This is a genomic window from Geomonas edaphica (genome assembly GCF_004917075.1).
In the GTDB taxonomy this organism is placed as follows: domain Bacteria; phylum Desulfobacterota; class Desulfuromonadia; order Geobacterales; family Geobacteraceae; genus Geomonas; species Geomonas edaphica.
This window is the reverse complement of record NZ_SSYB01000006.1, coordinates 187125-211453: the sequence shown is the minus strand read 5'-3', so window position 1 is coordinate 211453 and position 24329 is coordinate 187125. Positions and strand designations below refer to the sequence as shown.

The following is a 24329-nucleotide window of genomic DNA, read 5'->3' as shown; positions in this document are numbered from 1 at the left end:
GGAAAGGGTCTTCGTAAAGGCAGGAGTTGGAGGCGGCCTTCGCAAAGAGGGGAACGGCTCCAAGCCGTTCCCCCATTTTACTTAGCGGCATTTACAAAGGCAGGCAAGTTAAATCTCTCCCACTAGCGCGCGTCGGCAAGCTCCTCGAGCTTCTTTTTCGCCGCACGGTACCCCTGGGTCGAAGCGCGGCGCAGCCATTTCTCCGCCTCTTCCCGATTTTTCTCGCCACCTACGCCGTAGAGATACGCAACGCCGAGATCATACTGGGCAGCGGGAAGCCACTGCTCGGCCGCCTTCAAAAGGAGCTCGCGCCCCTTGACCGGATCTTCCGCAAGCCCCTCCCCCCGCAGGTACAGCAGGGCGAGGTTGTACTGCCCTAGGACGAAACCCTGATCCGCCGCTTTCTTATACCAGCGTACCGCCTCCTTCATATCCCTCGGAATCCCCACCCCAGTAGCGTAGAGCACACCAAGACGGGACTGGGCCTCCGCGCTACCGGCTTCAGCCTGCTTTTTCACCTGCGGTATGTCGACGCCATCGTACCCACACGCAGGCGCTGCGGCCAAGGCCGCCAGAAGCGCTGCCGCCGCCAGTGTTCTAAATTTCATGTCACCTCCCGAGCATTCTTAATAGTGCCTCCTATGACAGCAAGGACCTTGCCACCCGGGTTGCTTTGGGGGAAGTCCCCCATTTCCACGCCGTAGTCGGGCAAACGAATTCTAGGGGAAGCGCGGTGCATCGATCCTTGTGAGACATTTCACCCATAACGCCGGGGGTGATGGGGGCAAATCCCCCCCAACCGCCCCGGCTTTCCTGGGGGCTACCGTCATGCGGAGGTAAAACCACAGTGGTTACCAGCTCTTGCAAAAATAGCATGAGGCGGGCACCAACATTGCATCCTGTTCGGCAACCGGCGCGTCTCCTGGGGGGGAGGCACGTCGGCAGGTGCAGCGGAAGAGAGCCGCAGCATTGCGTAGGCAAGCTGAAAACTTTTCTACATTCAATGAAAAAGACGGAGGAAAACTCTCTATGAAGAAGATCACCATCCTGACCGCCATCGCCGGTCTCACCATCGGTGCCTCTCTCGCCTACGGCTACACTGCCGACGGCGGCGGTGTCGTCGGCTCCAAGCACGACATGAACCAGCTCTCGGGGGCACAGAAGGATTCCCAGGGCCGCGTGTGCGCATTCTGCCACACTCCGCACCACAAGGTCGAGGCAACCGAGCTCGACTACAACCCGCTTTGGTCCCACAAGGTGAACGTTGACAAAAACTTCACCCCCTATGACTCCGTGACCTTCAACAGCAACATCACCGGCGATCCGCTCGCAGGCCCGAGCCGCCTCTGCATGAGCTGCCATGATGGCGTCATCGCCGTGGACCAGCACTACGGCAACACCGGCTCCACCCTCACCGGTAGGATCGTGGGCGACAACTTCGGCGAGATCGCCGTCGGCAAGTTCAACGACCTCTCCAACGACCACCCGATCGGGTTCGACCTCACCGGCATCAACGGGCTCGACAAGGGGATCAGGGCCCTCCTTAAGGCCCCGAACAACGGTTCCACCAAGGCCGACCTCGATGGCAAAGCCATCACCACCCTCGGCTTCAACGACGGCAAAGGGCACAGCCTCATGACCTGCGCTTCCTGCCACGACGTCCACAACAAGGACAACGTCGACACCGCGTTCCTCTACGAGAAGCAGTTGAACTCGCAGTTCTGCGTTATGTGCCACGACAAGTAACAAGCAAAGCCGCCGTCCCGGGGATACTCCCCGGGACGGCAAAAAAAAGAGAAACGGGCAACAGCAACAAAGAAACAGGAGTAACAAGACATGCATCGTCGTCTTTTTCGTTCCGCAGCAGCGCTCCTCGCAGCCTCACTTCTCACCCTTGCCGCCGGCTGTGCCGGCTCATCCCGACAAAGTCACGCCCCTGTATTCTTCCCGCCCTCCCCTAACCTCCCCAGACTTCAGTACCTGACCAGCTTCAGCAATTCAGCGGACGTACTAGGGACCTCCGGGGATTCTGTTTCTCTCATCTCGGTAGGGAAAGAGGAAGAACAGAAGGTTAGCAGGATCATCAAACCAAGCGGCATCACGAGCAGGGACGGCAAGTTGTACGTGACCGACATAGCGGGACAACTCTTCGTGGTGGATCTCGCCAACAAGAAGATGGAGCAGCTTAAGGGGAACGACGGCTTAGGCCAGCTCAAAAAACCGATAGCGGTCGCCGTTGACCATGCCGGCTTCGTTTTCGTGACTGACATTGAGCGCAAAGAGGTGCTGATCTACGACAACAACGGCGAATACTTGAAATCGGTGGGTGGGGACCTGAACTTCTCGCCTACGGACATCGCCGTTGACAATGAAAATCTGTACGTGCTCGACACGAGAAAGTCTGTGATCCACGTGCTTGACCCGATGTCAGGAGCGCAAATCCGTGAAATCGGCAAACTGGACGAGCCAACACAGTCATTGAGCCTTCCCACGCGAATGAACCTGGATGACAAGGGTGTGCTGTGGGTGACCAACGCCGGGACTGGGGCGGTTATTTCATACGACCGCGACGGCCATTTCCTCGGCTCGTTCGGCAAGTTCGGCGACGGCATGGGGCAGTTCACCAGGCCCAAAGGAATCACCACCGACTCCAACGGCTACGTCTACGTTGTGGACTCCGGATTTCAGAACGTCCAGATTTTTACCGAGCAGGGAAAACTCCTAGGCTACTTCGGCTCCGCAAAAATTCCTGTTGGTGGGATGAACCTCCCGAGCGACATCACTATCAGCACGAAGAACCTGGACTACTTCCAGAAGTTCGCTGACAAGGACTTCGAGCTGAGCGAGATTATTTTCGTTGCGAATCAGTTCGGTGAAAACAAGATCGGGGTATACGGACTTGGTAAACTAAGGGGAGTCGACTACGAGGCGGCATACAGAAAAGCTTCTGAGGAAAGGGAGCATAGAACCCAGGAGCTCCTCAAGGAACGCAAGAAACAGCAGGAAATGCAAGAACAGCAGAGCAAGAAAGACGCCACTGCAAAGCTTTAACAACTGCTATGGTCCTGCCGGCAGCAACCATGCACTGCCGGCAGGCCCCTCAAAATTCCCTACCTATTTCCACTGCTCAAGATCAATAACCCCAAGACGCGCTGCATAGCGCACAAGCTCCATTCGGCTGTGCACATCGAGTTTCTTCATGAGGTTAGTGAGGTGATTCTCCACCGTCTTCACGCTGAGCCCCAAATCCGCCGCTATCTGTCGTATCACCCCACCTTCAGCGACCAGACGCATCACCTGCTGTTCCCTGGGGGATAAAAGCGCGTACCGTTCATCGCATACCGTGGCGTCACCCTGACCGGGATTGCCCAGGTTCGCCACGATGTCCTGCGAGACCTGGCCGTCCAGGAAGTACTCACCGCGCCGCAGCGCGTCCATGGCGGCCACGAGTCGCGTGCTGGTCGCCTCTTTCATCACGTAGCCGCGCGCCCCGGCCCTTAGGGCCTCGGCGACGTATTCGAACTTGGGATGCATGCTAAGCATGAGGATCTTCACCGATGGAACCTCGCGCATGATCTGGCGCACCGCCTCGATCCCGCTTATATCAGGAAGCGAGATATCCATGGTCATAAGCTCGGGTTTCAGCTCCCTGGCCAGCGCCAGCGCCTCGGCGCCGCTTCCCGCTTCCCCGATGCAGTTGTACTCGGAGGTGCGCTCCACAAGCCCCTTCACCCCTTCCCGAAACAGCGGGTGGTCGTCAACTATGATGACCCTGCTTTTCCCTTCCATGCAAAAACCTCCTCAAATTGAAGCCGGCACCGAGATGGCGCTAGGCGATTGGAATCTCGACGGCGATCCGCGTCCCCTTACCGGGCCGGGAGGTGAGCTCGAATGAGCCGTTCAAAAGCTCGACCCGCTCAGCCATGCCGACCAGGCCAAGCCCTCCCTTGCCGGCCGGAACGGCACGTGCCGGATCGAACCCTTTACCGTTGTCTGTGATACGCATCCTGAGCACCGGATGAGAGACGACAAGACTGATGGAGACCTCGCTCGCTCGGGCATGCTTCACCACGTTGTGCAGCGCCTCTTGGAAGACGCGGTATAGGGTGATTTCGCCCTCATGGGGCAGGCGGACCCCTTCCAGGCCATGGGCAGAAAAGCGGACGTTTACCCCATGGTGGGTAGAGAAACTGTCGCAGTCGTGACGGATGGCATCGACAAGTCCCAGTTTCTCAAGGGGTGAGGGGCGCAGGCCCGCGCAGATGGTACGGATCGACTGCACGCTGTCCTTTAGCACCTCGGAGAGATGATGCATCCGGGCGGGCGCATCGCCAGGGGAGGAAGCGAGGTCCTCGGCGAGGACGTCGACGATGATCTTCGCCGCGTTCAAGCGCTGCCCCAGGTCGTCGTGCAGCTCCCTGGAGAGGTGCTTTCTCTCGTCCTCCTGTACGCTAAGCAGTTTCCGGGTGAGGGCGCGCACCTTGTTCTCGGCCTCCCGTCGCACGGTGATGTCGCGGGCCACGGCAAGCTTGGTGCGCTGCTCGATACCGGGCATCCGGACCGGAAGCTCGATGACCGAGTACCAGAGCTTGGTCACCTCGTTGTAGAACTCCTTGTGCAGGGGGCGCTCGGAGTCGAAGAACCCGTCGTCGACGCAGCAGTCCTCACAGCGGGTCTGCTGGCCGCGGCAGACCTGGTAGCAAAAGTCCTGCTCGAGGTCCCCCAGAAGCCCCTCGCGCATCTTGCGGTTGGCGTAGACGATCCGGTAGTCGTCGGTGACGACGTAAACGCGGTCCTCCATGGCGTCCAAAAGGAGTCGCAGGGTCTCTTGGGTTGCATGCATCGCCTCGCCAATCAGCTTGCAGTCGGTGCGGTCCAAAAAGGTCCCGAAGATAGCGGGTTTGCCTTCAACCTCGATGAGACGCGCCTCGACCTCGATCCAGAAGACGCTGCCGTCTAGCCGCGCCGAGGGCTGCCCCCAGGAGACACTGGAGCGGTCCCCGTTCAAAAGCTGCTCGTGCACATGGCGGAACAGGTCGACGCTCTGCCTATCGGGATAGACGTCGGCGTACATGTCGCAGCCTATCAGCCCCTCCACGCTCGGGTAACCGAAAATCGCCCCGAAACGGTCGTTCAGAAAGATCGCCTTCCCCTCCTGGATCACGTAGATCCCGTCGGTCAGGTTCAGCACGATGCTGGTAAAAAGGTTGGTACTCATGGTCACCTCGCCGTAAATAGGCGTAGCGGAGCAAAACCTGCGCCAGCTCTGCCAGTCGTGCCAGAACGGCCTCCAAGGCCGGTTACTTGAAACACAAAGGGGGATTTCACCCACCCCCACCCCTTCACCGGGAAGATGTGGGGCAAATCGCGCACCTGCAAGAAGGGTGAAGAGCGGCAACCCGCGCCAAAAGCGAAAGCTACGCGCACCGGGCGCGTGGCACCGTATTTGCTGGAACTCGACAGCCGAAGCGACTTCCATACCGGAGCCGTCTGGGGGCAGTCAATGCAACGATGAGCAGGAGAACATACATGAAGCTGGCAAAGATTTGCAAACGGGGCCGCATCGTCGCGCTTACCTGCGTCGCCCTACTCGTTTTCACAGTTTCAGCGCTCGCGGCCGTGCCGGGAGACTGTGACGGGAACGGGAACGTCACGATGACCGAGGTGCAGGGGGCCATCAACATGTTCCTCGGGAATAAGCCTGTGACGTCTTGCGTGGATGCCGATGGCAGCGGCGCGGTCAACATAGCAGAGCTGCGCAACGTGGTCAACGCCTACCTCGGGCTCCCCATCATGATCCCGGCCTTCCCCGTAACAGGCATCGCCAAGGACCCGGTGACCGGCCAAGGCGTCACTGATGCAACAGTAACAGCGTACGCCGACGGCGTGAGCACCCCTGCGGCGACAGCCACAGTTCAGAGTAACGGCAGCTACTCCATCACCGGACTTTCGGCAGGAAGTACCTACAAGCTCACATTCAGCAAAACCGGCTATGGCGACGTGAACTACTACGGTGTTAAGCCGAACCAAACCGCTGCCACATCGCTCGAACCGGTCCTCATGCTGACGGCTGACAAGGCGTCGCTCACCGCATCCATCAACGGCTACATCCTGAACGCCTCCGACAACACCGGTGCCGCACTCACGCTCAGGTTCCGCAATGGTTTGGGCGCCACAACGGGCGACTGGTACCTGCAGAAGACCCTTTACGACTATAACTACGGATACTACTCTAGAGACTTCCCTGCCGGTTGCTATACAGCTGAGGTGGTGAAGGCAGTGGAGGGTGCGACGACGAGCTACGGCTTCTTCACCGTCTACGCGATCCCCGGGGTACCGGTCTACAACAACAGCCAGAACTTCACGGCAGACGCCGGTGCGACACCAGCAACCACCTACCGCGCAGTCCTCAGTTGGGGGAGCACCGTCCAGGATCTCGACCTCCACGTCACCGGCCCGCTCAACCCCAACGACACCTTCACCACCATCGGGTCCAACAACACCCCGAGGTTCCATGTCGGTACCAGCAGCTCTGACCCGCAGACAAGCTACCCATATGGCAGCGCTGTTGCAGGTGCGACCCTGCGCAACATCCCGGGCACCACTACCGAGGCTTATCTGGACCAGGACCAGGCAAACCACAGTGTCGATAATGGCAGCGAGACCTTCACCATCCTGACCCAGCAGCCCGGCATCTACCGTTTCTACGTCTACAACAACTCGACATCCGGCTACCTCTACGAATCCGGCGCGCAACTTAAGTTGTACCGCGGGACCACCCTGGTGCAGAGCTTCAGCGTGCCATACAAGCCGGGGAACACCTGGACGGTATTCGAACTGAGTGGCGACACCGTTACCCCGATAAACACCACGAGCAACGTCGATCCGACCCAGACCTATAACCTTGCCAAACCTGTGGCGGGTTATCCGAGCGACGAGCTGTCGACTTTTAAACAGGTGCAAAAGCCCCTGCCGGCAAGGTAGTGACAGGTTCAAGGAGCATCGGAGATGGAGAGGCTAAGTAAAAAATGCACGGCGATTCTTTTGGGCGCTCTGACCTGCCTGGCGGCCGGGATCGGATTGGCGCCAAGGGGGGAGATGGTTAGGCTGGAGCGACCGGCGATGGAAAAGGTGGCGGCCGGCTACGGAACAGTCGCACCGTCCGAAATGATGCGAAACTGCGCCGGCGGCGCGTCGCTCAGTTGTCATCCACGGGGAGCGCAACAACCGCTCTAATCCGGTCCCTCCGTCAGAAGAAAAAAGAAAGGCTCCCCCTCACAAGAGGGGGAGCCTTTTTCGTTTTCCGCCAGTGACTTCAGGCTGTTTACCGCCCCGATGGCTTCCCGCGGCCAGGTACTACTGGGGAGGAGCCACGTGGGTGTAGGAGGTGAGATAGTCAACCACGACACCGTTGTCGTCCATGAAGAACATCGCGCTTAGGATCTTACTCTTCATTGAGCCATCGCTGTTGAAGGGAGGGGCGTTGTAGGTCCAGAACTCCTTTGTGCGTGCGATAGGAGGCATGGGAACCTTTATGGTGGCAAGCATTTCCTTGGAGAGCTGTCGCTTGTTCGGCTCGACTGCCACCGGGCTTCCATAGGCGGCAAGAACCTGTTCCTTGGTGGTCTTGTCTTTTACAATGAGCTCGGCGATGGAGGCCTCGCTCAACTCCACCTTCTTTAGCGCCGGAGCAGTTGCCGGTGCCACTTCACTTTTCATATCGACGGGCGCCTGGTGCACACAACCGCCCAACAACGCGCCAACAACCAACAAACCCACCCTCTTCATCATCTGACCTCCTGGTATAGATAAAATGCTGCACGAAAGCCGTGCAACCTCTCTGCCAACGTCCGCGCGCACCGCTCCACAAAAGCAATCCCCGTATAGTTGCGTAGCAGCGCGTATTTCACGGCGTCTGCCGGCCAAAGCCTGCGCGCGCCGGAAGTCACCCGCAGTTATCATGGGCTATTTCACCCCAAGCTTCCCCCATGCGGGGGATATCACCGCACCTTCTTGAGGGGGATGCCACGCGGGGAATGAAAGCAATTCAACAGATCCCTCATCTGCTCTAAAAAACGTACCCCGGCGGCCGCAGTGCAATATATCAATTATTATATGAGTTTCCAAGCGCCATCTCGTCATCAGCTCCACCGCCGCGGTTTTTTTTGGACGGCGACAAGCAGCGAACGGCATGGTGGGTACGACAATTGCTATTTACCCTACAAGCTCTCTTCACACCGTACCGGTGATGCCCTTAAACCTGGTCCGGCGCAGTCGTCATGTGCCCCCATTCACACGGCGACCTGAAGGTCCGAAGTAGCAGCAACAAAGAGGCAGCACAGTGCAATTCATTTCAAATCCAATCAAGAGACTGAGAGGGAAACAACCTATGAAAAAAAGGGGATTGAAAATCTCGCTTTTGGCGGGGGCCTCAGCAGTAGCTGGCCTCACCGTTGGCGGGACGATTGCCCAAGCGGCACACCCGGCAATCCAGCTTTATACCTATGAGGAGGTCGCGAAGCAGTACGGCTACCCGGCCATGCCGGTCATGGTCGACCCGACCACGAAGCAGGGCATGCCCTACAGCCCGAAGCAGACCTGCATGGGCGGCGGTTCCATGGGCTGCCACACCCCGGGTAACACCGTCGGGCTCAAGAGCTACACCGATATGTCCAAAGGTGCATACCATGCAACGCTCGGCACCGCCGAGTGGATGGACAACTCCGACAGCGGCCTTTTCGTAGAGGGCGCAACCGACCGGCAGACTGGCCTCAATCCGCAGAAACCTTGGCTGCAGTCCCACGGCCACAACGGCAAGTGGTGAACCCCCTCGCTCCGCCAGGTGGCGGACTTACAGAAAAAAGCAGACGGCAAAGGCATCGCATACCCGGGCACCGTTCAGAGCACCGGCGACGCAGTAACAGATTCCAAGACCCCAGGCACCAGCCTCTACCTCTTCCTTAACGGCGGCGTTGGCGCCGACGGCAAAAAGTACCCGAAAGTCGACCTCTCCCTGTGGGACCAGGCAACCATGTGCGGCACCTGCCATCCGGGCGGCATCGCTTATGAAGAGGACAGAAACGGCAACAGGCTCCCCGGCAAGACCCTCATGGACATGGCGATGGGCGTCGTTAACCCCTTCACCTCCACGGTCTGGGAGACCTTCACCGCAGACGGGATCGAGTCCTCGTTCGCAACCATCGCTCCCTGGATCTACCCACAGTATAAAGGCAACAAACCGGCAAACGGGGCCGTAATGGCCGATCCGGCCTTTGCCTGGGTAACCAAAGACCCCTTTGGCAATGACGTGAAAATCGGCGATGTCGCCATGTACATGAAAGAGCCCAACACCGGCGCGCAGATGCCGGTCTACTCCGGGCAGCTCATGATGCCGAACGTCAAGGAGATGGACTGCCTGTTCTGCCATCTTTCCGGCTACGACAACGTCATGTCCTCCGTCATGACCCAAGCGGGCAGCCTGAACGCGGCCCCGGGGGCCGGCGCTATGCTGTTCGACATGAACCCCGCCAGCCCGACCTACATGGGGTACAACTCGCAGAACGGTAACGTCACTTTTGGCGACCCCACTGCTCAAGGAATTCCGGTCTCGCTCTCTACGAGCCTGATCAGCCGCATTAAGGCCGCACCGGAGTCCAACAACTGCATGCAATGCCACGCCACCAAGACCCTGAAAGACCTCCCCGAGATGTTCGGTGTTACCGGCGGCAGCAGCGGTTTCCTCTCCTCTGCACCGATGGTTTACGACCCGGCTAACGGCGTCGGCCCCAACGGCAAGAGGATGACCTCCTACGACATCAACGCCATGTGGATGCAGCCGGGTTCTGGGAACTCACAGGCAATTAACTTCGGCAACTACACCCAGTACATGATGCCGGGGATGCCGTACCTGCAGGCACAGCAGACCTTCCAGAGCACAGCTAGCTTAAGCGGCTTCCTGGGCGGCAACAACCCCGCCGCGAGCGGCCCGCTCTACTACCTGACCGCAACCGGTACCGTGCCTGACCAGAACGCTCTCAAGCGCTCCACCATGCCGTTCCCGCGCGCTGAGTGGTTCAAACGTGGCGACGCATGGCAGGCAGGCCAGGACGTCCATGGTTCCTTCGGCTGTGCCGGCTGCCACTTCACTGGCAACAGCACTAACAAGAACCAGTGCGACCCGGGCCGCGGCTTCGACATGTCCAGCACCACTGCCGACGGTGTTCCGCCGCTTTGGAAGCGTGCTGTCGTGAAAAACTACAGCTCCAACGGCCAGGCGATCGTGGCTGAAGGTGCCGACGTTACCGCTGCCGTGCTGAAACACGACACCCGCAACACCGTCAAGCGCTGCGAGTTCTGCCACATCACCGGCAAGGACTACTACGGCAACCCGATCCAGACCTTCGGTGCGCCGAATCCGGAAGCGGTACACACCCAGTACGGCCTGAAGAACAACATCGTCCAGATCGCCGACAAGGTCGAAATTGCACCTAAAGTCAATGGCGCAGGTTACGGCGGTCAGGGTATCGCCCACGACACCAACCTCACTAGCGATACAACGAAGCTCGGTCGCGGCAACCACCTCGACGTCATGGACTGCACCGTCTGCCACGTGAAGAAAGTCAGCATGGCAGTACGCGCCCTCGACGCCACCTCCGGCATGCGCTTCCCGGCCATCGTCGGCACCGACCCCTCCAAAGGGATGATCGGCCTGTTCGAGGACCCGGCTCCGGATGCATTCAACGCTGGTGCGGTTGACAAGTACAACCAGATGTTCGCTGCCATCAACGGCTTCTTCAACCTCAAGGCCGGCGACCCCGGTTACCAGCCCCCCATCCCGGCGGGCACCCACGTAGTGGGCGGCCAGCTTAAGGAATGGAAACCGCTCCACCTCTGGCAGAGGCTCGGCAACATGGAAGCACCGCTCAGCTTCGGCAATGGCACGAAGAGCGGCATGCAGTTCCGCCGCAAGATCTACCTGAGCAACGCGATCTCCGCTGTTATCTGGAACAACACCAACCCCGATGTCGACGCCAACGGCGACACCGTCCCCGGCGGCCTGCTGATCGGCGACGGCGACGCAACCCATGCTGTCAAGCCCTCGCTTGCTGGCTACACCGACGTGTTCGACGGCCTCCCGCCGCACAAGAACAACACCCAGGGCTACGGCGAGCCGATCTACGACCCGTGGATCCAGCGCGACCTGAAGGCCGGCATGAACTTCGGTCCTTCCGCTCTCTCCGTCATCTCGGTTGGCTTCGGTCCGATGGACGGCACTGCCCCTTCTGCAAGCGCCTTTATGGAAGACGGCACCTTCTCTCCGGCCAACTACTGGAAGTACGTCAGTGTATGGAGCGGCGCGGTCAACTTCACCGAGCCGAACCAGATCCACGATTACATCACCTACCGCAACAGTCTTGAAGCCAACAAACCGGCCGCCCTTAAGAAAACCTGGACCGGCACCGAGCTCGCTTACATCGGCGCTCCTTTCATGGTTACCCACGGCGTGAAAGCCACTAACGACCACGTTATCGGCAGAAGCTGCACCGACTGCCACGCACCCGGCAAAGGCTTCTTCACCGGCGGCTTCGACATGGTCGGCACCGCAATCCCTGCGGACCGCACCTTCAACCCGACGTCCAAAGTCACCATCGATCAATCGACCGGTACCGTTACACGTCAGGCAGGCATCCCGGGCCTCGACTCTGCCAGCAACCTGATGGAGCGTCCGCTGGAGCCGGTTCGTGTCAAAGCTCTTAATGGTGAACTCCGCACCGCATTCGAAGGGTTCAACAAACTGGGCCAGGCTCGTACCGTCAAGTTCGAGAAGAGCGACGCGACCCACACCTGGACCGTCGATCTTCAGCAAGCAGACGTCCTTTACCCTGAGGAAGACGGTGCGATCTACTACAAGATCACTGACACCGACTCGGACGGCACCGTTCACGCAGGCGCAACCGCACTGAACGGCCGCCAGTACGCCGAGTACCTTGAGACCCTCAACACCAGCGCCATAGCAAACGGCGTCGGCGTAAAACCGGTTGCCACCATCGCGGCAGTAAACAACGATGCCAGCACCGTGTTCGCAATCACCACTGGTACCGCGTTTGGCTTCAAAACCGGAACCACCCCGACAGCCAACGCTGTGGTCAAGTGGGAGACCTCGGCAGGCGCTGCTGCAACCATCGCAGCCGCAAACGCTGCAACCACCGACATCACCTTCAGCAAGCCGGGTACCTACAAAGTCGGCCTGACCATCACCAGCGCCGATGGCACCACCGCAACCAGCTTCAAGCTGGTTAACGTGACCAACCCGATCTACATCAACACCAGCGCACCGGTCAACGCCACCACAGTCCAGCACGTGCTGGCAAGCGGGACCAGACCTGCGTACGACATCACCACCGTGACGACCAGCGTACCTACGACCGTCAGCACACTCGTCGCAGGCACCGATTTCGACAGGGTCAGGTTCTACTGGGGTGATAGCAGCACTTCCACCGTCTTCTACGGCACCACGTTGAATGACTACACCACCGCTGCACACGTGTACAACAAGTACGACAAGTACAAGGGAACGGACGGCAAATACCACTACAAGACCACCATCCAGCTCTTCAAAGGGTCTGCATTGGTCAGCTCGAAATCCGTCCCCGTAGAACTTCCGTAAGGTGACACAGTTGAAAGTTCGATGAAATTGTATTGAAGTAACCTATGGCCCGGAACGAAAGTTCCGGGCCCTTTTTGGTAGAAGCGCAGTATTTTCACCCAAAGCAGCTCAAAGACAAGGAGAAGACGACATGCCGCACCTGAAAAAGATCGTATCGTCCACGCTCGGCGCATTCCTGCTCACAGCAATCGGCGCAGGCGCTTCGCTTGCGGAAGACGCCGCAGCCAAAGCAGCTCCGGTTCAGGCGGCACAGACACCTCAAGCAGTCCAGGCGACCCAGCAGTCTCTTGACGACACGCTGTTGAAGGTGAATGGCACGCCGATCATCAGGAAGGAAGTAAATCGCGCACTCAAAATCATGCTTAAGCAGACCGGCACAAAGCAGCTGATCCCCGAGGCGCTCAAAAAAGCCCAAGATTCCATCATCGAGCAACTTACCGATTCCGAACTCCTGTACCAAGCCGCGAAGGGCGTAGAGATGAAGGATCTGGACCAGCAGGTGAAAAAGGCACTTGCCGACAACCGCGCCAAATTCAAGAACGACACGGAGTATCAGACTGCGCTGGACGAGCTTCTCATGACTCAGAAGGATCTTGAGGAATTCACCCGCAAGGACGTAGCAATCAACAACATGATCGAAGCGCGTTTCGGTTCCAAGGTCCAGGTGGCTGAAGCCGACGCGAAGAAATTCTACGATGACAACCGCACCAAGTACTTTGAGCAGGGAGCCCAGGTAAGGGCGAGCCACATTCTGATCGGAACCAAGGAAAGCGCCTCCAAAGAGGAACGGGAGCAGGCTAAAGCCAAGGCAGAGGCGCTGCTCGAGCGCATCAAGAAGGGTGAGGACTTCGCCGAGATAGCAAAAAAAGAATCCACCTGCCCCAGCAAGGATAAAGGTGGCGATCTCGGGTTCTTCGGCCAAGGGGACATGGTGCCTCCGTTTGAGAAAGCGGCTTTCGCACTCAAACCTGGCGAAATCAGCGGGTTGGTGTCCACCGTATTCGGCTACCACATCATTAAGCTTACCGAGGCGAACCCGCCTAGGGTACAGCCCTTCGATGAGGTTAAGGCCAAGATCGTTGAGTATCTGAAGCGCGAGAAGGTGCGGGCGGAAATCCCCGCGCTAATCAAGGAGCTTAGAGAAAAGGCGAAGATAGAGAAGGTCTAGTACCCGCGAGATTTCGCCGACGTCAAAAGAGCAGGATGGGCTTTCCCACCTGCTCTTTTGTTTTTTACGCACCCCACCCCGCATTGGGGTAAAAGCCCCCCAACCACTGGGTGAGCTTGGGGTATTTACCCCATCACACATACCCCAACAGCCCCATCCCCCCTGCCGACCTATTAGCCCGCATTGCACAAGCTTTAGCAATCACTACAGTTTTAAAAATTTAGTGAGAAAAATAAAATGACGGCACGCCCCGTGCTAACGATAAGTACAGGCTCTCTAAAGCTGAAGCAGGACTGCAGATGGCGAACGGTACCCCCATACCTGACGCACGATGTGATTCGCACTTCCATGAATCGAGACAAAGGAGACCATGATGAAACAACTCACCAAGAAGACGGTGCTGCTTACCGCCGCTTCCTGCGCCGCCCTGATCGGGGTTGGTACGGGGATGGCGATGGCTTCCGTCTCTGCCCACAAACAGATCCTCCTAAAGGGTCCAGACGGCCAGCCGATCACGAAGAATGTTACCGACGGATCCGCCAAGGCCTTCAGCATGAAGAACACCTGCTTTGGTACCACCGGTTGCCACGGTACCGGCACCGGCGTGCTCTCTTACACCTACGACGACATCGAGAAGCACTCCTACCACGCCCAACTTGGTGCAAACGAGATCCGCGGTTTCAACCCATTCAACATTGACTCAGCTGACGCATTCCGCTCCGGCGCTGGCCCCCAGGGTAAAAACTGGGTGCAGAGCCCCGGGCACGTGGGGTCTTGGTGACCGCCGTCTGCTCGCCAGTTGGCGAGAATGTACAAAGACGGTGCAGGCTCCATCTATGACTCAAGCGTGGCCCAATTCATATCTGTGCCCTTTGGTAAAAATGCAGGTACCGATACTGATGGCAAGCCTGCCCTGGTCGCAAACGGGAAGTATTACGAACCGTTCAAGTTCACCAGCACTGCTGATTTCGCTAGAAAGGCGGATAACTCGGTAGCAGGCGAAATGCGCGATTGCGGCGAGTGCCACGTCGGCGGCGGCGCCATGGAATACATGGTGGATGACAGCGCCATCGAATCCACCTCCCCCGTTTACATGAACAACAAGCGAGTCTCGCTGCGCGATTACAACTTCAAGGACAGCAACAACAACGTCCTGGTGACCGCGTTCAACGCACTTATCGACATTTTCAACCCGACGCCTGCTAATAAAGGCAACGTCGTGGTTCAAGACTACGCCCAGACCGGCGTGCTCGAGATGGACTGCCTCATCTGCCACCAGAACGATTACAGCTGGGAGCATCGCAAGGACGCCGTCCGCCAGGGTAAGTACGACGCTTCTCGCGCCGTGGGCTCCAACTTGGCAGTCTCTGCGAAAGACGGCATGAACGTCTTCTATGACCCGGCCTCCGTTACCGCAAATACGAACGGCGAACTCGTCGCGAACCTCGAGTACAAGATCGTCGGCAAGCCGACCTCCAACCAGTGCACCTCCTGCCACCTCGGCAGCACAACCCCCGTAAAAGACACGAACGGAAACGTTATCGGCGAAGCCGGCGAAAAGTATCAGGTGGACTGGAAAAAGCGTGGCGAGATGTGGAGCGCTAACGGCACCATCCTCGACGTGCACGGCGCCATCGGCTGCATGGGCTGCCACGAGCGCACTGGCGCCAAGGTCGGAACCAATGTCGGGACCGACGGCATCGTGTCGGCCGACAACAAGAAGCTTGGGCTGTGCGACCCTGCCAAGGGCGGGGCATCCCCGTTTGACGCCATGTGGAACCCACTGGACAAGGTGGAGTTCAAGGACTGCTCCGGTTGCCATGAGTATGTCGACCCCATCACCAAAAAGCCTACAGTCGCTCCCTTCTCCACCTTCGGTGCGCCGAATTCCAAGGGTGCGCACGATCAGGCAGGCCTTAACGCATTGATCGCGTACGACAAGTCCGGCAACCCGATAAGCCACATCGGCCTCATCGATTGCACCGCCTGCCACATTAAGAAGAGCGGTTTCAGCGGCGGAGCATTCGTCGACGGCACCGGCGCGGACGAGGAAGGCCGCTTGGCCGTCCACGACACCGAGTACGTCGCCAAAGGCGATATGGCCAACGGAGTCGCACTGCACTGGCAGAACGGCAAAATCTACGCCGCCAACCTGCTGACCTCCTTCTTCTGGCGCGACATGAACGGTCTTAAAGGCGGTGCCGACGGTGGCCTCGACGTCAACAATGACGGCCGTACCGCAGGTATGGACCCGCTGCTGCAGACCCATGTCAACAACATCAACATCGCGAACGGCCTGCACGCCCTCACCGCAGATGGCATCGTGACCGCAGCGGAAATTAAGACCCAGGCCGGCAAGCTCACCGCAGGCCTCCCGGGGCAGCTCGGTCTCGCAGCAGGAGTGGTGATTGCCGCCAAGAACTCGGATGGCAGTCCGAACCTGAGCGCCACCAACGCATTCCTGCCGAAGCTCTCCTTCCTCATGGTGCCGTTCAAGGCAAGCCATAACATCGCCGGTGCTGATAAGGCATGGGGCGCCAAGGGTTGCAAGGAATGCCACAGCGCAGCAGGCACCACCATCGCTGCGAACGACTCGGACAACAAGACCGGCGCAGCCTACACTGCGGGTGGCTTCTACAACGGTGCTTACCCGATCAACGGCAACATGGATGGTCACTTCACCTTTGACTCCGATCAGGTCACCGCCTTCACCAAGGTTAACGGTCTCGTTGACCCGACCGATTCGCATCCGAACGTCTTTACCAAAGACGGCACCCGTTCCGTTCCGGTCAAGATCCTCTCGATGTTCGACACCCCGTACGTCAAGGACGCTACGACCGGCCAGACCCTCAGGAACATCGACCGCAGCGAGGTACTCTACGAGGCAACCTTCCAGACCGTCAAGCAAACCTGGGAAAGCAGCATCCAGGGCGGTGCCATCGCGGCAGCCTGCAATAGCGCGAGCCCGTTCTACTGTGACAACGCTACGGCTATCTTCAACGTCAACAAGAAAGGCGCAACCTCCACCCTCGGCTGGACTCTCAAAGTTGACGTGAAGACCGGGGTGGACGCAGACGGAAAAGACGTGGTTGTCAGCCGCACCGTACAGGTTGGGAACGACAAGGTAACCACCGTCGATCAGCTGGTTACCGAACTTGGTAGCTTCGGCGACATCTATTTCAGTGTCGCGAACGTCAGCAACAGCATCAAACTGACGGCGAATTCGGGCTACAGCATCCGTATCAACAAGCTCTCTGATGTCGGCCCCTTTGGCCTGAAAAATGCGCTGTGGCAATCTGCGGCGATCAGCCGTACCGCTCAGGATGGTTCCAGCCTGAGCTTTGCGTACCGCTCTGACTACGTCAACTACCTGAACACCATCAACCCGACCGCCTTCGGCGTCGGCGTGAGGCCGGTTGCGACCATCGCGGCAATCGGAAACGAGACCGGCACCACCGCAGCTGCCATGACTGCTGGTGTGGCACAAACCTTCAGCCCGGTCACCACTCCGGCAGCGGGCGCCGTCGTAAGATGGGAAACCAACGCCGGTGACATCGCGACCATCACCAACGGCACCACCAAAGACGCAACGATCACCTTCAGCAAGCCCGGCACCTACAGGGTCTCCCTGACCGTGACCAGCGTCGACGGCGCGATCGCCAGCAGCTACAAGCTGGTGAACGTGAAACTCCCGGTCTATGTAACCTTCGGCAGCACCACCAACACCGGCGAGAAGGTCACCTACACCACTGCCTATAACACCAAAGCCCCGTACACCGTGGCCACCGTTACGACCAAGCTGCCGGTGAGCATTGATTCCAAACTGGTTGCGGGTACAAACTACGACAGGATCAGGATCTTCTGGGGTGACGGCAGCACTGCCACCACCTTCTACGGGGCAACCCTGGGCGACTTCACTCCTGCCGGTGTATCGCACGTGTACAACCGCTATTCGAAGTACCTCACGCCCAGTGATCCGGCGGGCAACGGCACCTACAACTACAAGACCACCGTACAGCTCTTCTTGGGCAACGTACTGGTGAACTCGCAGTCTGTGGCTGTCGCAGTACCGGAGACACTTGCCACCTACACTACCAGTACGGTCGTCAAGTAACACTCTCTTGCCATCTTGATTGATGCATTGCAGTAACTTCAGAGCCCGGAACGAAAGTTCCGGGCTTTTTTTAGCATTTCGAGAGATGGTGCGGTTCAACTAAGCCTTCTCTATGGGTACCTTCAAGCCCTACCTTCGAAGCCCCTTGCGAACGGTGGCTGTGGGTTGCTCCGTCCGGCTTATAAATCCCCCTAAATCCCCCTTCGCAAAGGGGGACTTCAAGGCTTACCCATCGGTATTGCGTGGTATTTCGGAAGGGCACAGAAGTGAGGGCACAAGTAGCAGCTTTTTTTTCGGAAAAAAGGCTAAAGGGATGTCAGTTGTAGGACGACAATGAAATGGTAAAGCAGAGGTGGAATGTGATATATTGGCGTCACGTTTCACTGTGACAGTGGGAGAAAATATATGAGCAAAACCATCAAAGTATTAGCGTTTTCCATGATAGTACTGACTTCCGCCGTCGCTGCATATGCGGACGATTCACCTTCCTGCAAAGACAGGTGCACCACTGACTACACAGACTGCCTTAAGGCCATCGAGTCGGCGTCCTCAGATGCTAAGGCGATCCTGGAGAAAAGTTGCAAGGTGGAGGATGATGCCTGCAGCGCCGACTGCGACGAAAAGCGCTCCCTAGCCGGGATCTTCAGGAACCTAGCCGAGTAAACGCAGCGCCAACAACAAAGACCAAATCCCCCCTGCCCCCCCTTCGCAAAGGGGGGAACGTTAGGCCGCATGCGGAGCTTTTTGGGGAACAGATCACTGACTTCCCAAAATCGCGCATATCTTTGCCCCCCCCTCATTCAGCCGAAGGGACACGCCCTCTCCCCTCCTACAGCCCCTCCAACACCCCGCAGAGTTTGTCGGCATCGTAAGGCTTCACCACACTCCCGCAGAAGCCGTAATCCCGGTACGAATCCATCACCTCGTCGTTACTGTAGCCGCTGGACACGATGAGCCGCGCCGCCGGATCCTGAGCGAGAATCAGACGCGCCGCCTCCTTCCCCCCCATACCATTGGGCACGGTAAGATCGAGAATCGCCGCCAAAAACGGCATCCCTTCTTTTGACGCCCTTCCGTACATGGCGACGGCCTCATCGCCACTCGCACAGAGCGTCACCTCGTACCCTTTGGCCGCGAGAACCTTGGCCGCGAGCAGCCGAATCATCTCCTCATCGTCCATCACAAGGATTCTCCTGCTGCAGCTGACAAGCGCCTGCCGCGCTTGCCGCTCCACATCAGCATCCCCTTTTGGCTGCGCCGATTCAATACAGAAAACGGGGAGATAGAGGGTGAAGGTGGTCCCTTTTCCCACGAGAGTGTCGAAGGTGATCACCCCGCCGTGCCGGGCGATTATGGAGTGGACCGTGGCAAGGCCGAGCCCGGTACCAAGCGCCGCTTTGGTTGTGAAGTAGGGGGTGAAGATGCTCGACTTGTGCTCGTCGCGGATGCCGCACCCCTCGTCCTGGAACGAGAGCTCTACGTAGCAGCCGCTTAAGGGGGCAGGAAGCCTTTCCACGTCCGTCGACACCCTTCTCCCGCGCACGGTCAGCGTGCCGCCTTCTGGCATCGCCTGCACCGCATTGATGCAGATGCAGTTGAAGGCCTGCCGGATCTGACCGTCGTCCACGTACACCGGGGGGAGGTCCGGGGGCAGATCAAGCACGCAGGTCGCGTTGGAGCCACGTGTGGCGAGCTGCACCGATTCCTCCACGAGTCTTGCGACCGGGACGGCTTTTCTAAGTGGGGCTCCCCCTTTGGCGAAACTAAGGAGCTGGTTCGCAAAACCCGCGGCACGCATGGTCGCCTTTTCGGCCTGCTGCAAAAGCTCGTGTGAGTTGTGCGAGGGATCGATGAACTTCTTCGCAAAGGAGATGTAGCCTAACACGCCGGTCAGGGCGTTGTTGAAGTTATGCGCGATCCCGCCGGCCAGGACGCCGATCGACTCCAGCTTCTGGTTTCTCACGATCTGCTGCTGCAAAAGTTCGCGTTCGGTCATATCGATCATGATGTCCACGATACGCGCGCCGGAGCGCTGGTTGCTGCAGTTCAGATGCTTGACGGTGCCGTCCTTGCAAAGCGCGTTCACCTCGTAGAAGGTGACCCGGCTCCCCTGTTCCCATGCCTCGATGGCGGCGCGGCGTTTGCCGGCGACCGTTTCGTGGTATTCCGGTTCTGGGCAAAGCAGGGTAAGCAGTTGGTCTATGTCTTGAACCTCGTCCTGGCGGTAACCAAAGCTCTTCATCATGAAGGCGTTCAGGTACTCAATCCCCCCCCCCTCGTCGGACCAGACGATACCCATGGGGAGTTGTTCCACCAGGTTCTTGAGCTCCTGGCGCGCCTGGGTCCTCTGCTCGATTTCCTTTTCCAGATCGAGATTGATGGCAACCAGCTGTTCCTTAGAAGCGATCTCGAACTCCATGGCGGCCAGCAGTTCCTCGTGCAGCCGGCGATTCTCCTCCTCGCGCTGCCTGAGCGACTCGGCAAGATCGTTCAGCGACGCCGAGGCCCGCCCCGGTTCGTCATCGGAAAGAACGGCTATACGTGAGACGTAGTCGCCACAATGGACGTTCTCCAGCCCCTGCATCAGCGAATTAAACGATGCGGTCACCCTCTTCAAGATCAGGTAACAGGAGAAGAGGATGAAGAGCCAGCTTGCCGTAGCCAACACCACGCTCAAAAAGGCAAGCCGCCTCCCCTCCCGCCACAGGTCCTTGGTACCGCGGTAAAGGCGCACCTCGCCGATGAGCTCGTCGGGTCGTTGCTCCCCCTGCCCCGGTTCGGGAAGCACGGTAAGCGGATTGCCCCTCACTTGCACGCTCTGCTGAATCAGGTCAGCACCTGTGTTGCGCCCCAGACGCACCATGGTCCTGCCGCTTGCGGCTGTGATCTCAACCCCACGGATCTCGGGGAGGGTGAGCGCCTGGCGGGCATGGGACTCAAGCAGGTCGCTATTTTCAGCGTAAAGGGGAAGACGCACCAAATCGGCCAGGGCATGGGCCTGCAGGAGGAGCATCTCGGCGGCGTGCCGCTTGTTTTGGTTGATTTGGTGTAATACGAAGAGGGTGACGCAGACGACGGTGATCAGCGCGGAGAAGAGCGTAAAACGCAGGAACAGCTTGTATTGGAAGCTCGAGCGAAGGGCGCCTAAGCGTCCGGCGGGAGAAGGCGTGTCCATGGCAAGGCCTTTGTGGGGGTCGGCGCCGCGGCCGAATCTTGGCCGGCTGGTGCAGACGGCGGCTTCATCGTTGTGTGTAACAACTGCGTGCAGGGCGAGCTTTATAGCTGAGCTGTAGGCTGCGGACCTGAGGCAGTGTGAATGTTTGTACGCGAGGCATTACATGGAGTCTGACGGGGAACTATACCAGATATGCTGCGGGATTCAACTGTAATAAGTGGCTACTTTGTCCATCATTGACCGCATAGGGACTGTATTACTCAAATTCCTTTGACAGAAAAGCATCAAACTGATAGGTATGCAACATTCTTTGTGCCAGTTCTTTTTGGTATTCGGCAACTGTCAACGGCTCTTTTCCGGGGAAACCCTTTTGACGGCAAAACAGCTCATCACAATCCTGCTTGCCTCCCTGATGGTCCTGTCCCCCATGGCCGTCACCCAGCTTCACGCCGAGGATACGGACGAGGTGACACGCTCGCTCGGCCTGTCCGGCGAAGATGTCACAGCAGTCCCCCATTCCCCCCGTCCCGCTTCTCTCATCGCGGAAAACGTTACCGTAATCGGTGCCGAAGAGATCGCCAGGATTAACGCCCACACCGTGGCCGACGTGCTCCAGACGGTTCCCGGCGTCCAGGTGGACCTGTTGCAGACTCCCGGCGGCATCGTCCTTTACGACGTCCTCGGTAGCACGAACCGGCACGTCCTTGTGCAGATCGACGGGGTGCCGCAGAACTTCGTTGGTTCTGACAACGTCGCCCACATCGGCAGCATTCCGGTGCAGATGATCGAGCGCATCGAAATCATCAAGGGAGCGGCCTCAGCCGCCTGGGGCTCGGCGCTTGGGGGGGTGATAAACATCGTCACCAAGCTCCCCGCACAGGACACCCCGGCAACCGGCCTCGTCTCAGCTTCGATCGGCAAGGCCGCCACCAGTGACCTAAGGGGGGAGATCAGCGGCAGTGGAGACCGGCTCGGGTATTACGTTACCGGCGGGAAGCTGAAATCGAACGGCCTCATCCCCGGAAACGACGTGGATTTCAGCCACGGTTTCGGAAAACTAAGCTACGACTTCCTAAACGGCGGCAGGGCGATCCTCGCGGCGGACGCGCGCTACGCCGACACGGGCCTTAGTGAGTCCTACCGCTACAACTTCGCGGAAACCGGCGTAGTCCGCTATCTGAACGGCTACTTCTCAGTCAAGTACCCTCTCGCCGAGCGCTTGTCGCTCGAGGCGAACCTTCGCGGCGGGAAGCGCTCTGCCGGGCACGTGGTCGGAAGCCTCCTTCCCGAGCCGAGCTCGTTCATGCATACCACGGCGCGCGAGGTGTACCAGGGGTACGAGGCGGCACTTAACTGGGGAGACGCGAACCGGGGAGTCAAGGCCGGGGCAGAGTATGAACGGACCGGGGTGCAGCAAAAAGAACTGCTCCTGCACATTCCAAACGGCGACATCGACACCACCCTCACCCGCTACAGTGCGTACCTAAACGGCACCTATACCATCGGACGGCTTTCCGTACTTCCCGGTGCGCGCTACGACCGCTTCAACCTCCTGGACAACGCCCCGAGTGCCACCCTGGGCGCCACCTTCCGCCTGACCGACAACACCCTTTTGCGCGGCTATGCGGCGTACGGCTACAGCATGCCGCTCATCAGCAATTACGGTACCTCCGACGGACAGGTGCCGCACAAGCTGCAGCGGGTCCGGACCGTGCAGGGTGGGATCGAGAGCACCGCGATTCCCTACCTGTGGTTCAAAGTGATGCTGTTCGACAACGAGGTCTGGAACATCCAGACCCTCGACCGCTACAACGTACTGCACCTGGACGAACAGAGCCGCGAAGGGGTCGACATGGAATGGCGCACCTCTTCTTTGTACGGCTTTATGCTAAGCGGCGGCTACACCTTCATCGACGCGCGCGACAAAAAAACCGGGAAGCAGTTAAGCGGCGGCGAAAGCGGCCCGCGCCATGCGACCAAGTGGGCCGTCACCTACGACAACCAGGATTCCGGCCTCACCTGTGTCCTCTCCGGAAACTACAGCGACTGGAACCTCACCACGCCCGGCGCCGACTCGACCGCGATGCTCTTGGACCTGCACGTGACCCAGAAGCTCGCACCATCCTCGGACCGTTCACCGGAGCTCTTCTTCTCGGTGCGCAACATCCTGGACAACAGGCAGTACCAGTACGATTTCCGCCCGGTGGCGCCGCGGTGGTTTGAGTTCGGGGGGAGGTTACGCTTTTGATGCGCGCACCGATCCCCTTCATGTTGCTTTTCCTCATCATGCTGGCCTCGCCCCGCCTGGCCCAGGCACTGGATGTGCTTATCCTGCAAAGTGGCCGCAGCCCCGCCTATACCGACGCGCTGCACGGCCTAAATGCCGCAGCCAAATTCGACTCGAAGACTCTGGTGCTCTCGGACTACTCCGACGTCGACGTGCAGCGCCTGGTGAGGGAGGAGCGTCCAAGACTTTTGATCGCAGTGGGGGACCGCGCCCTGGCCGAGTGCCGAAAGACTAGGGAGGTCCCGGTACTTGCCCTCCTCTCTCTGGCACTCACCCAGAAGCCGGTGCCGGATCACGTAGGCGGCATCGCTATGACCGCCGCGCCTGGGCGCTACCTGGAACTCTTCACCCAGATGCGGGCTAAGCGGGTTGGCGTGCTCTACGACCCCAGGCTTTCGGGGCTCTACGTGAAACGCGCAATTGCCGAGGCGGATGGGTACGGTGTCACCATCGTTACCGAGACGCTGCGCAACCCACGCGACCTGCAGGGAAAACTGGAGAAACTAAAGGGGGAGATCGACCTGCTTTGGCTGTTGCCGGACAGCACCGCCATCACCACGGTCAACCTGGAGGCGCTCCTCGTCTTCTCGATGACCCAGGCGGTCCCGGCGGTGAGCTTCACCGGACAGTACGTGAAAAACGGTGCCGCGGCCGCCCTCGACATCGATCCCTATGACCTGGGGGGGCAGGCGGGAGAAATGGCCCAGTCCCTGCTGCGTTCCGGCGGGGTGCACCGGGTCCCCGTCGTCGACCCGCGCAAGGTAAGGCTCCAGGTCAACGAGAGCGTGCTGCGCAAATTGCACTTGAAGCCACCCTCCCACTAACGCTCTTAACGCCCTTGACGCAAAAGAGGCCGCCCCTTCCGGGGCGGCCTCTTTTTTTTCGGTTTGTAGCCTCCCCCCTTTGTGAAGGAAGGCC

At 59.0% G+C, this 24329-nt stretch carries 16 protein-coding genes; 11 read left to right on the top strand and 5 right to left on the bottom strand.

Annotated features, from left to right (window positions below; translation table 11 throughout):
- Positions 1–122: 122 nt before the first annotated feature.
- Positions 123–608 (bottom strand): tetratricopeptide repeat protein, encoded by a 486-nt coding sequence (locus E8K79_RS19335; RefSeq protein ID WP_136516189.1) that lies wholly within the window; start codon positions 606–608, stop codon positions 123–125.
- A 421-nt stretch (positions 609–1029) separates the two neighbouring features.
- Here E8K79_RS19335 and E8K79_RS19330 point away from each other — a divergent pair, with 421 nt between their 5' ends.
- Both E8K79_RS19330 and E8K79_RS19325 read left to right on the top strand, forming a co-directional pair.
- Positions 1030–1746 (top strand): cytochrome C, encoded by a 717-nt coding sequence (locus tag E8K79_RS19330; RefSeq protein ID WP_136516188.1) that lies wholly within the window; start codon positions 1030–1032, stop codon positions 1744–1746.
- Positions 1747–1836: 90 nt separating this feature from the next.
- Positions 1837–3051 carry an NHL repeat-containing protein gene (locus E8K79_RS19325; protein WP_136516187.1) on the top strand — a complete coding sequence of 405 codons (1215 nt, stop codon included), beginning with the start codon at positions 1837–1839 and terminating at the stop codon, positions 3049–3051.
- Positions 3052–3114: 63 nt separating this feature from the next.
- Here E8K79_RS19325 and E8K79_RS19320 read toward each other — a convergent pair whose 3' ends face one another.
- A complete protein-coding gene (locus E8K79_RS19320) occupies positions 3115–3789 on the bottom strand; it encodes a response regulator (protein ID WP_136516186.1) in 675 nt (224 codons plus the stop codon).
- 40 nt (positions 3790–3829) lie between these two features.
- Complete coding sequence (locus tag E8K79_RS19315; RefSeq protein ID WP_136516185.1) at positions 3830–5218, bottom strand: PAS domain-containing sensor histidine kinase; 1389 nt, start codon at positions 5216–5218, stop codon at positions 3830–3832.
- A gap of 311 nt (positions 5219–5529) precedes the next feature.
- Here E8K79_RS19315 and E8K79_RS19310 point away from each other — a divergent pair, with 311 nt between their 5' ends.
- Positions 5530–6984 (top strand): carboxypeptidase-like regulatory domain-containing protein, encoded by a 1455-nt coding sequence (locus E8K79_RS19310; RefSeq protein WP_162604724.1) that lies wholly within the window; start codon positions 5530–5532, stop codon positions 6982–6984.
- A gap of 372 nt (positions 6985–7356) precedes the next feature.
- On the opposite strand, the gene E8K79_RS19305 is transcribed toward E8K79_RS19310, so the two are convergent.
- Entirely contained in the window at positions 7357–7791 is a 435-nt protein-coding gene (locus tag E8K79_RS19305; RefSeq protein WP_136516183.1) for a hypothetical protein, read from the bottom strand.
- A 598-nt stretch (positions 7792–8389) separates the two neighbouring features.
- Here E8K79_RS19305 and E8K79_RS19300 point away from each other — a divergent pair.
- The 6 genes from E8K79_RS19300 to E8K79_RS19275 all read left to right on the top strand — a co-directional run bounded on the left by E8K79_RS19300 (position 8390) and on the right by E8K79_RS19275 (position 18612).
- The gene (locus E8K79_RS19300; protein WP_136516182.1) at positions 8390–8824 is read left to right on the top strand and encodes a cytochrome C; all 435 of its coding nucleotides are present in this window, start codon (positions 8390–8392) and stop codon (positions 8822–8824) included.
- Positions 8825–8842: 18 nt separating this feature from the next.
- Entirely contained in the window at positions 8843–12667 is a 3825-nt protein-coding gene (locus E8K79_RS19295; RefSeq protein WP_136516181.1) for a PKD domain-containing protein, read from the top strand.
- A gap of 130 nt (positions 12668–12797) precedes the next feature.
- On the top strand, positions 12798–13835 hold the full coding sequence (locus tag E8K79_RS19290) for a peptidylprolyl isomerase (protein ID WP_136516180.1): 1038 nt from the start codon (positions 12798–12800) through the stop codon (positions 13833–13835).
- A gap of 373 nt (positions 13836–14208) precedes the next feature.
- Complete coding sequence (locus E8K79_RS19285) at positions 14209–14616, top strand: cytochrome C (RefSeq protein ID WP_246043891.1); 408 nt, start codon at positions 14209–14211, stop codon at positions 14614–14616.
- Between the two features lie 222 nt (positions 14617–14838).
- Entirely contained in the window at positions 14839–17949 is a 3111-nt protein-coding gene (locus tag E8K79_RS19280) for a PKD domain-containing protein (protein ID WP_136516178.1), read from the top strand.
- A gap of 405 nt (positions 17950–18354) precedes the next feature.
- Entirely contained in the window at positions 18355–18612 is a 258-nt protein-coding gene (locus E8K79_RS19275) for a hypothetical protein (RefSeq protein WP_162604723.1), read from the top strand.
- A 166-nt stretch (positions 18613–18778) separates the two neighbouring features.
- Here E8K79_RS19275 and E8K79_RS19270 read toward each other — a convergent pair whose 3' ends face one another.
- Complete coding sequence (locus E8K79_RS19270; RefSeq protein ID WP_136516176.1) at positions 18779–21124, bottom strand: hybrid sensor histidine kinase/response regulator; 2346 nt, start codon at positions 21122–21124, stop codon at positions 18779–18781.
- Between the two features lie 370 nt (positions 21125–21494).
- Here E8K79_RS19270 and E8K79_RS19265 point away from each other — a divergent pair, with 370 nt between their 5' ends.
- Together E8K79_RS19265 and E8K79_RS19260 are read left to right on the top strand one after the other, a co-directional pair.
- On the top strand, positions 21495–23372 hold the full coding sequence (locus tag E8K79_RS19265) for a TonB-dependent receptor plug domain-containing protein (protein WP_246043889.1): 1878 nt from the start codon (positions 21495–21497) through the stop codon (positions 23370–23372).
- Positions 23372–24235 (top strand): ABC transporter substrate-binding protein, encoded by an 864-nt coding sequence (locus tag E8K79_RS19260; protein ID WP_136516174.1) that lies wholly within the window; start codon positions 23372–23374, stop codon positions 24233–24235. Before E8K79_RS19265 ends, E8K79_RS19260 begins: the two co-directional genes overlap by 1 nt.
- Positions 24236–24329: the final 94 nt, after the last annotated feature.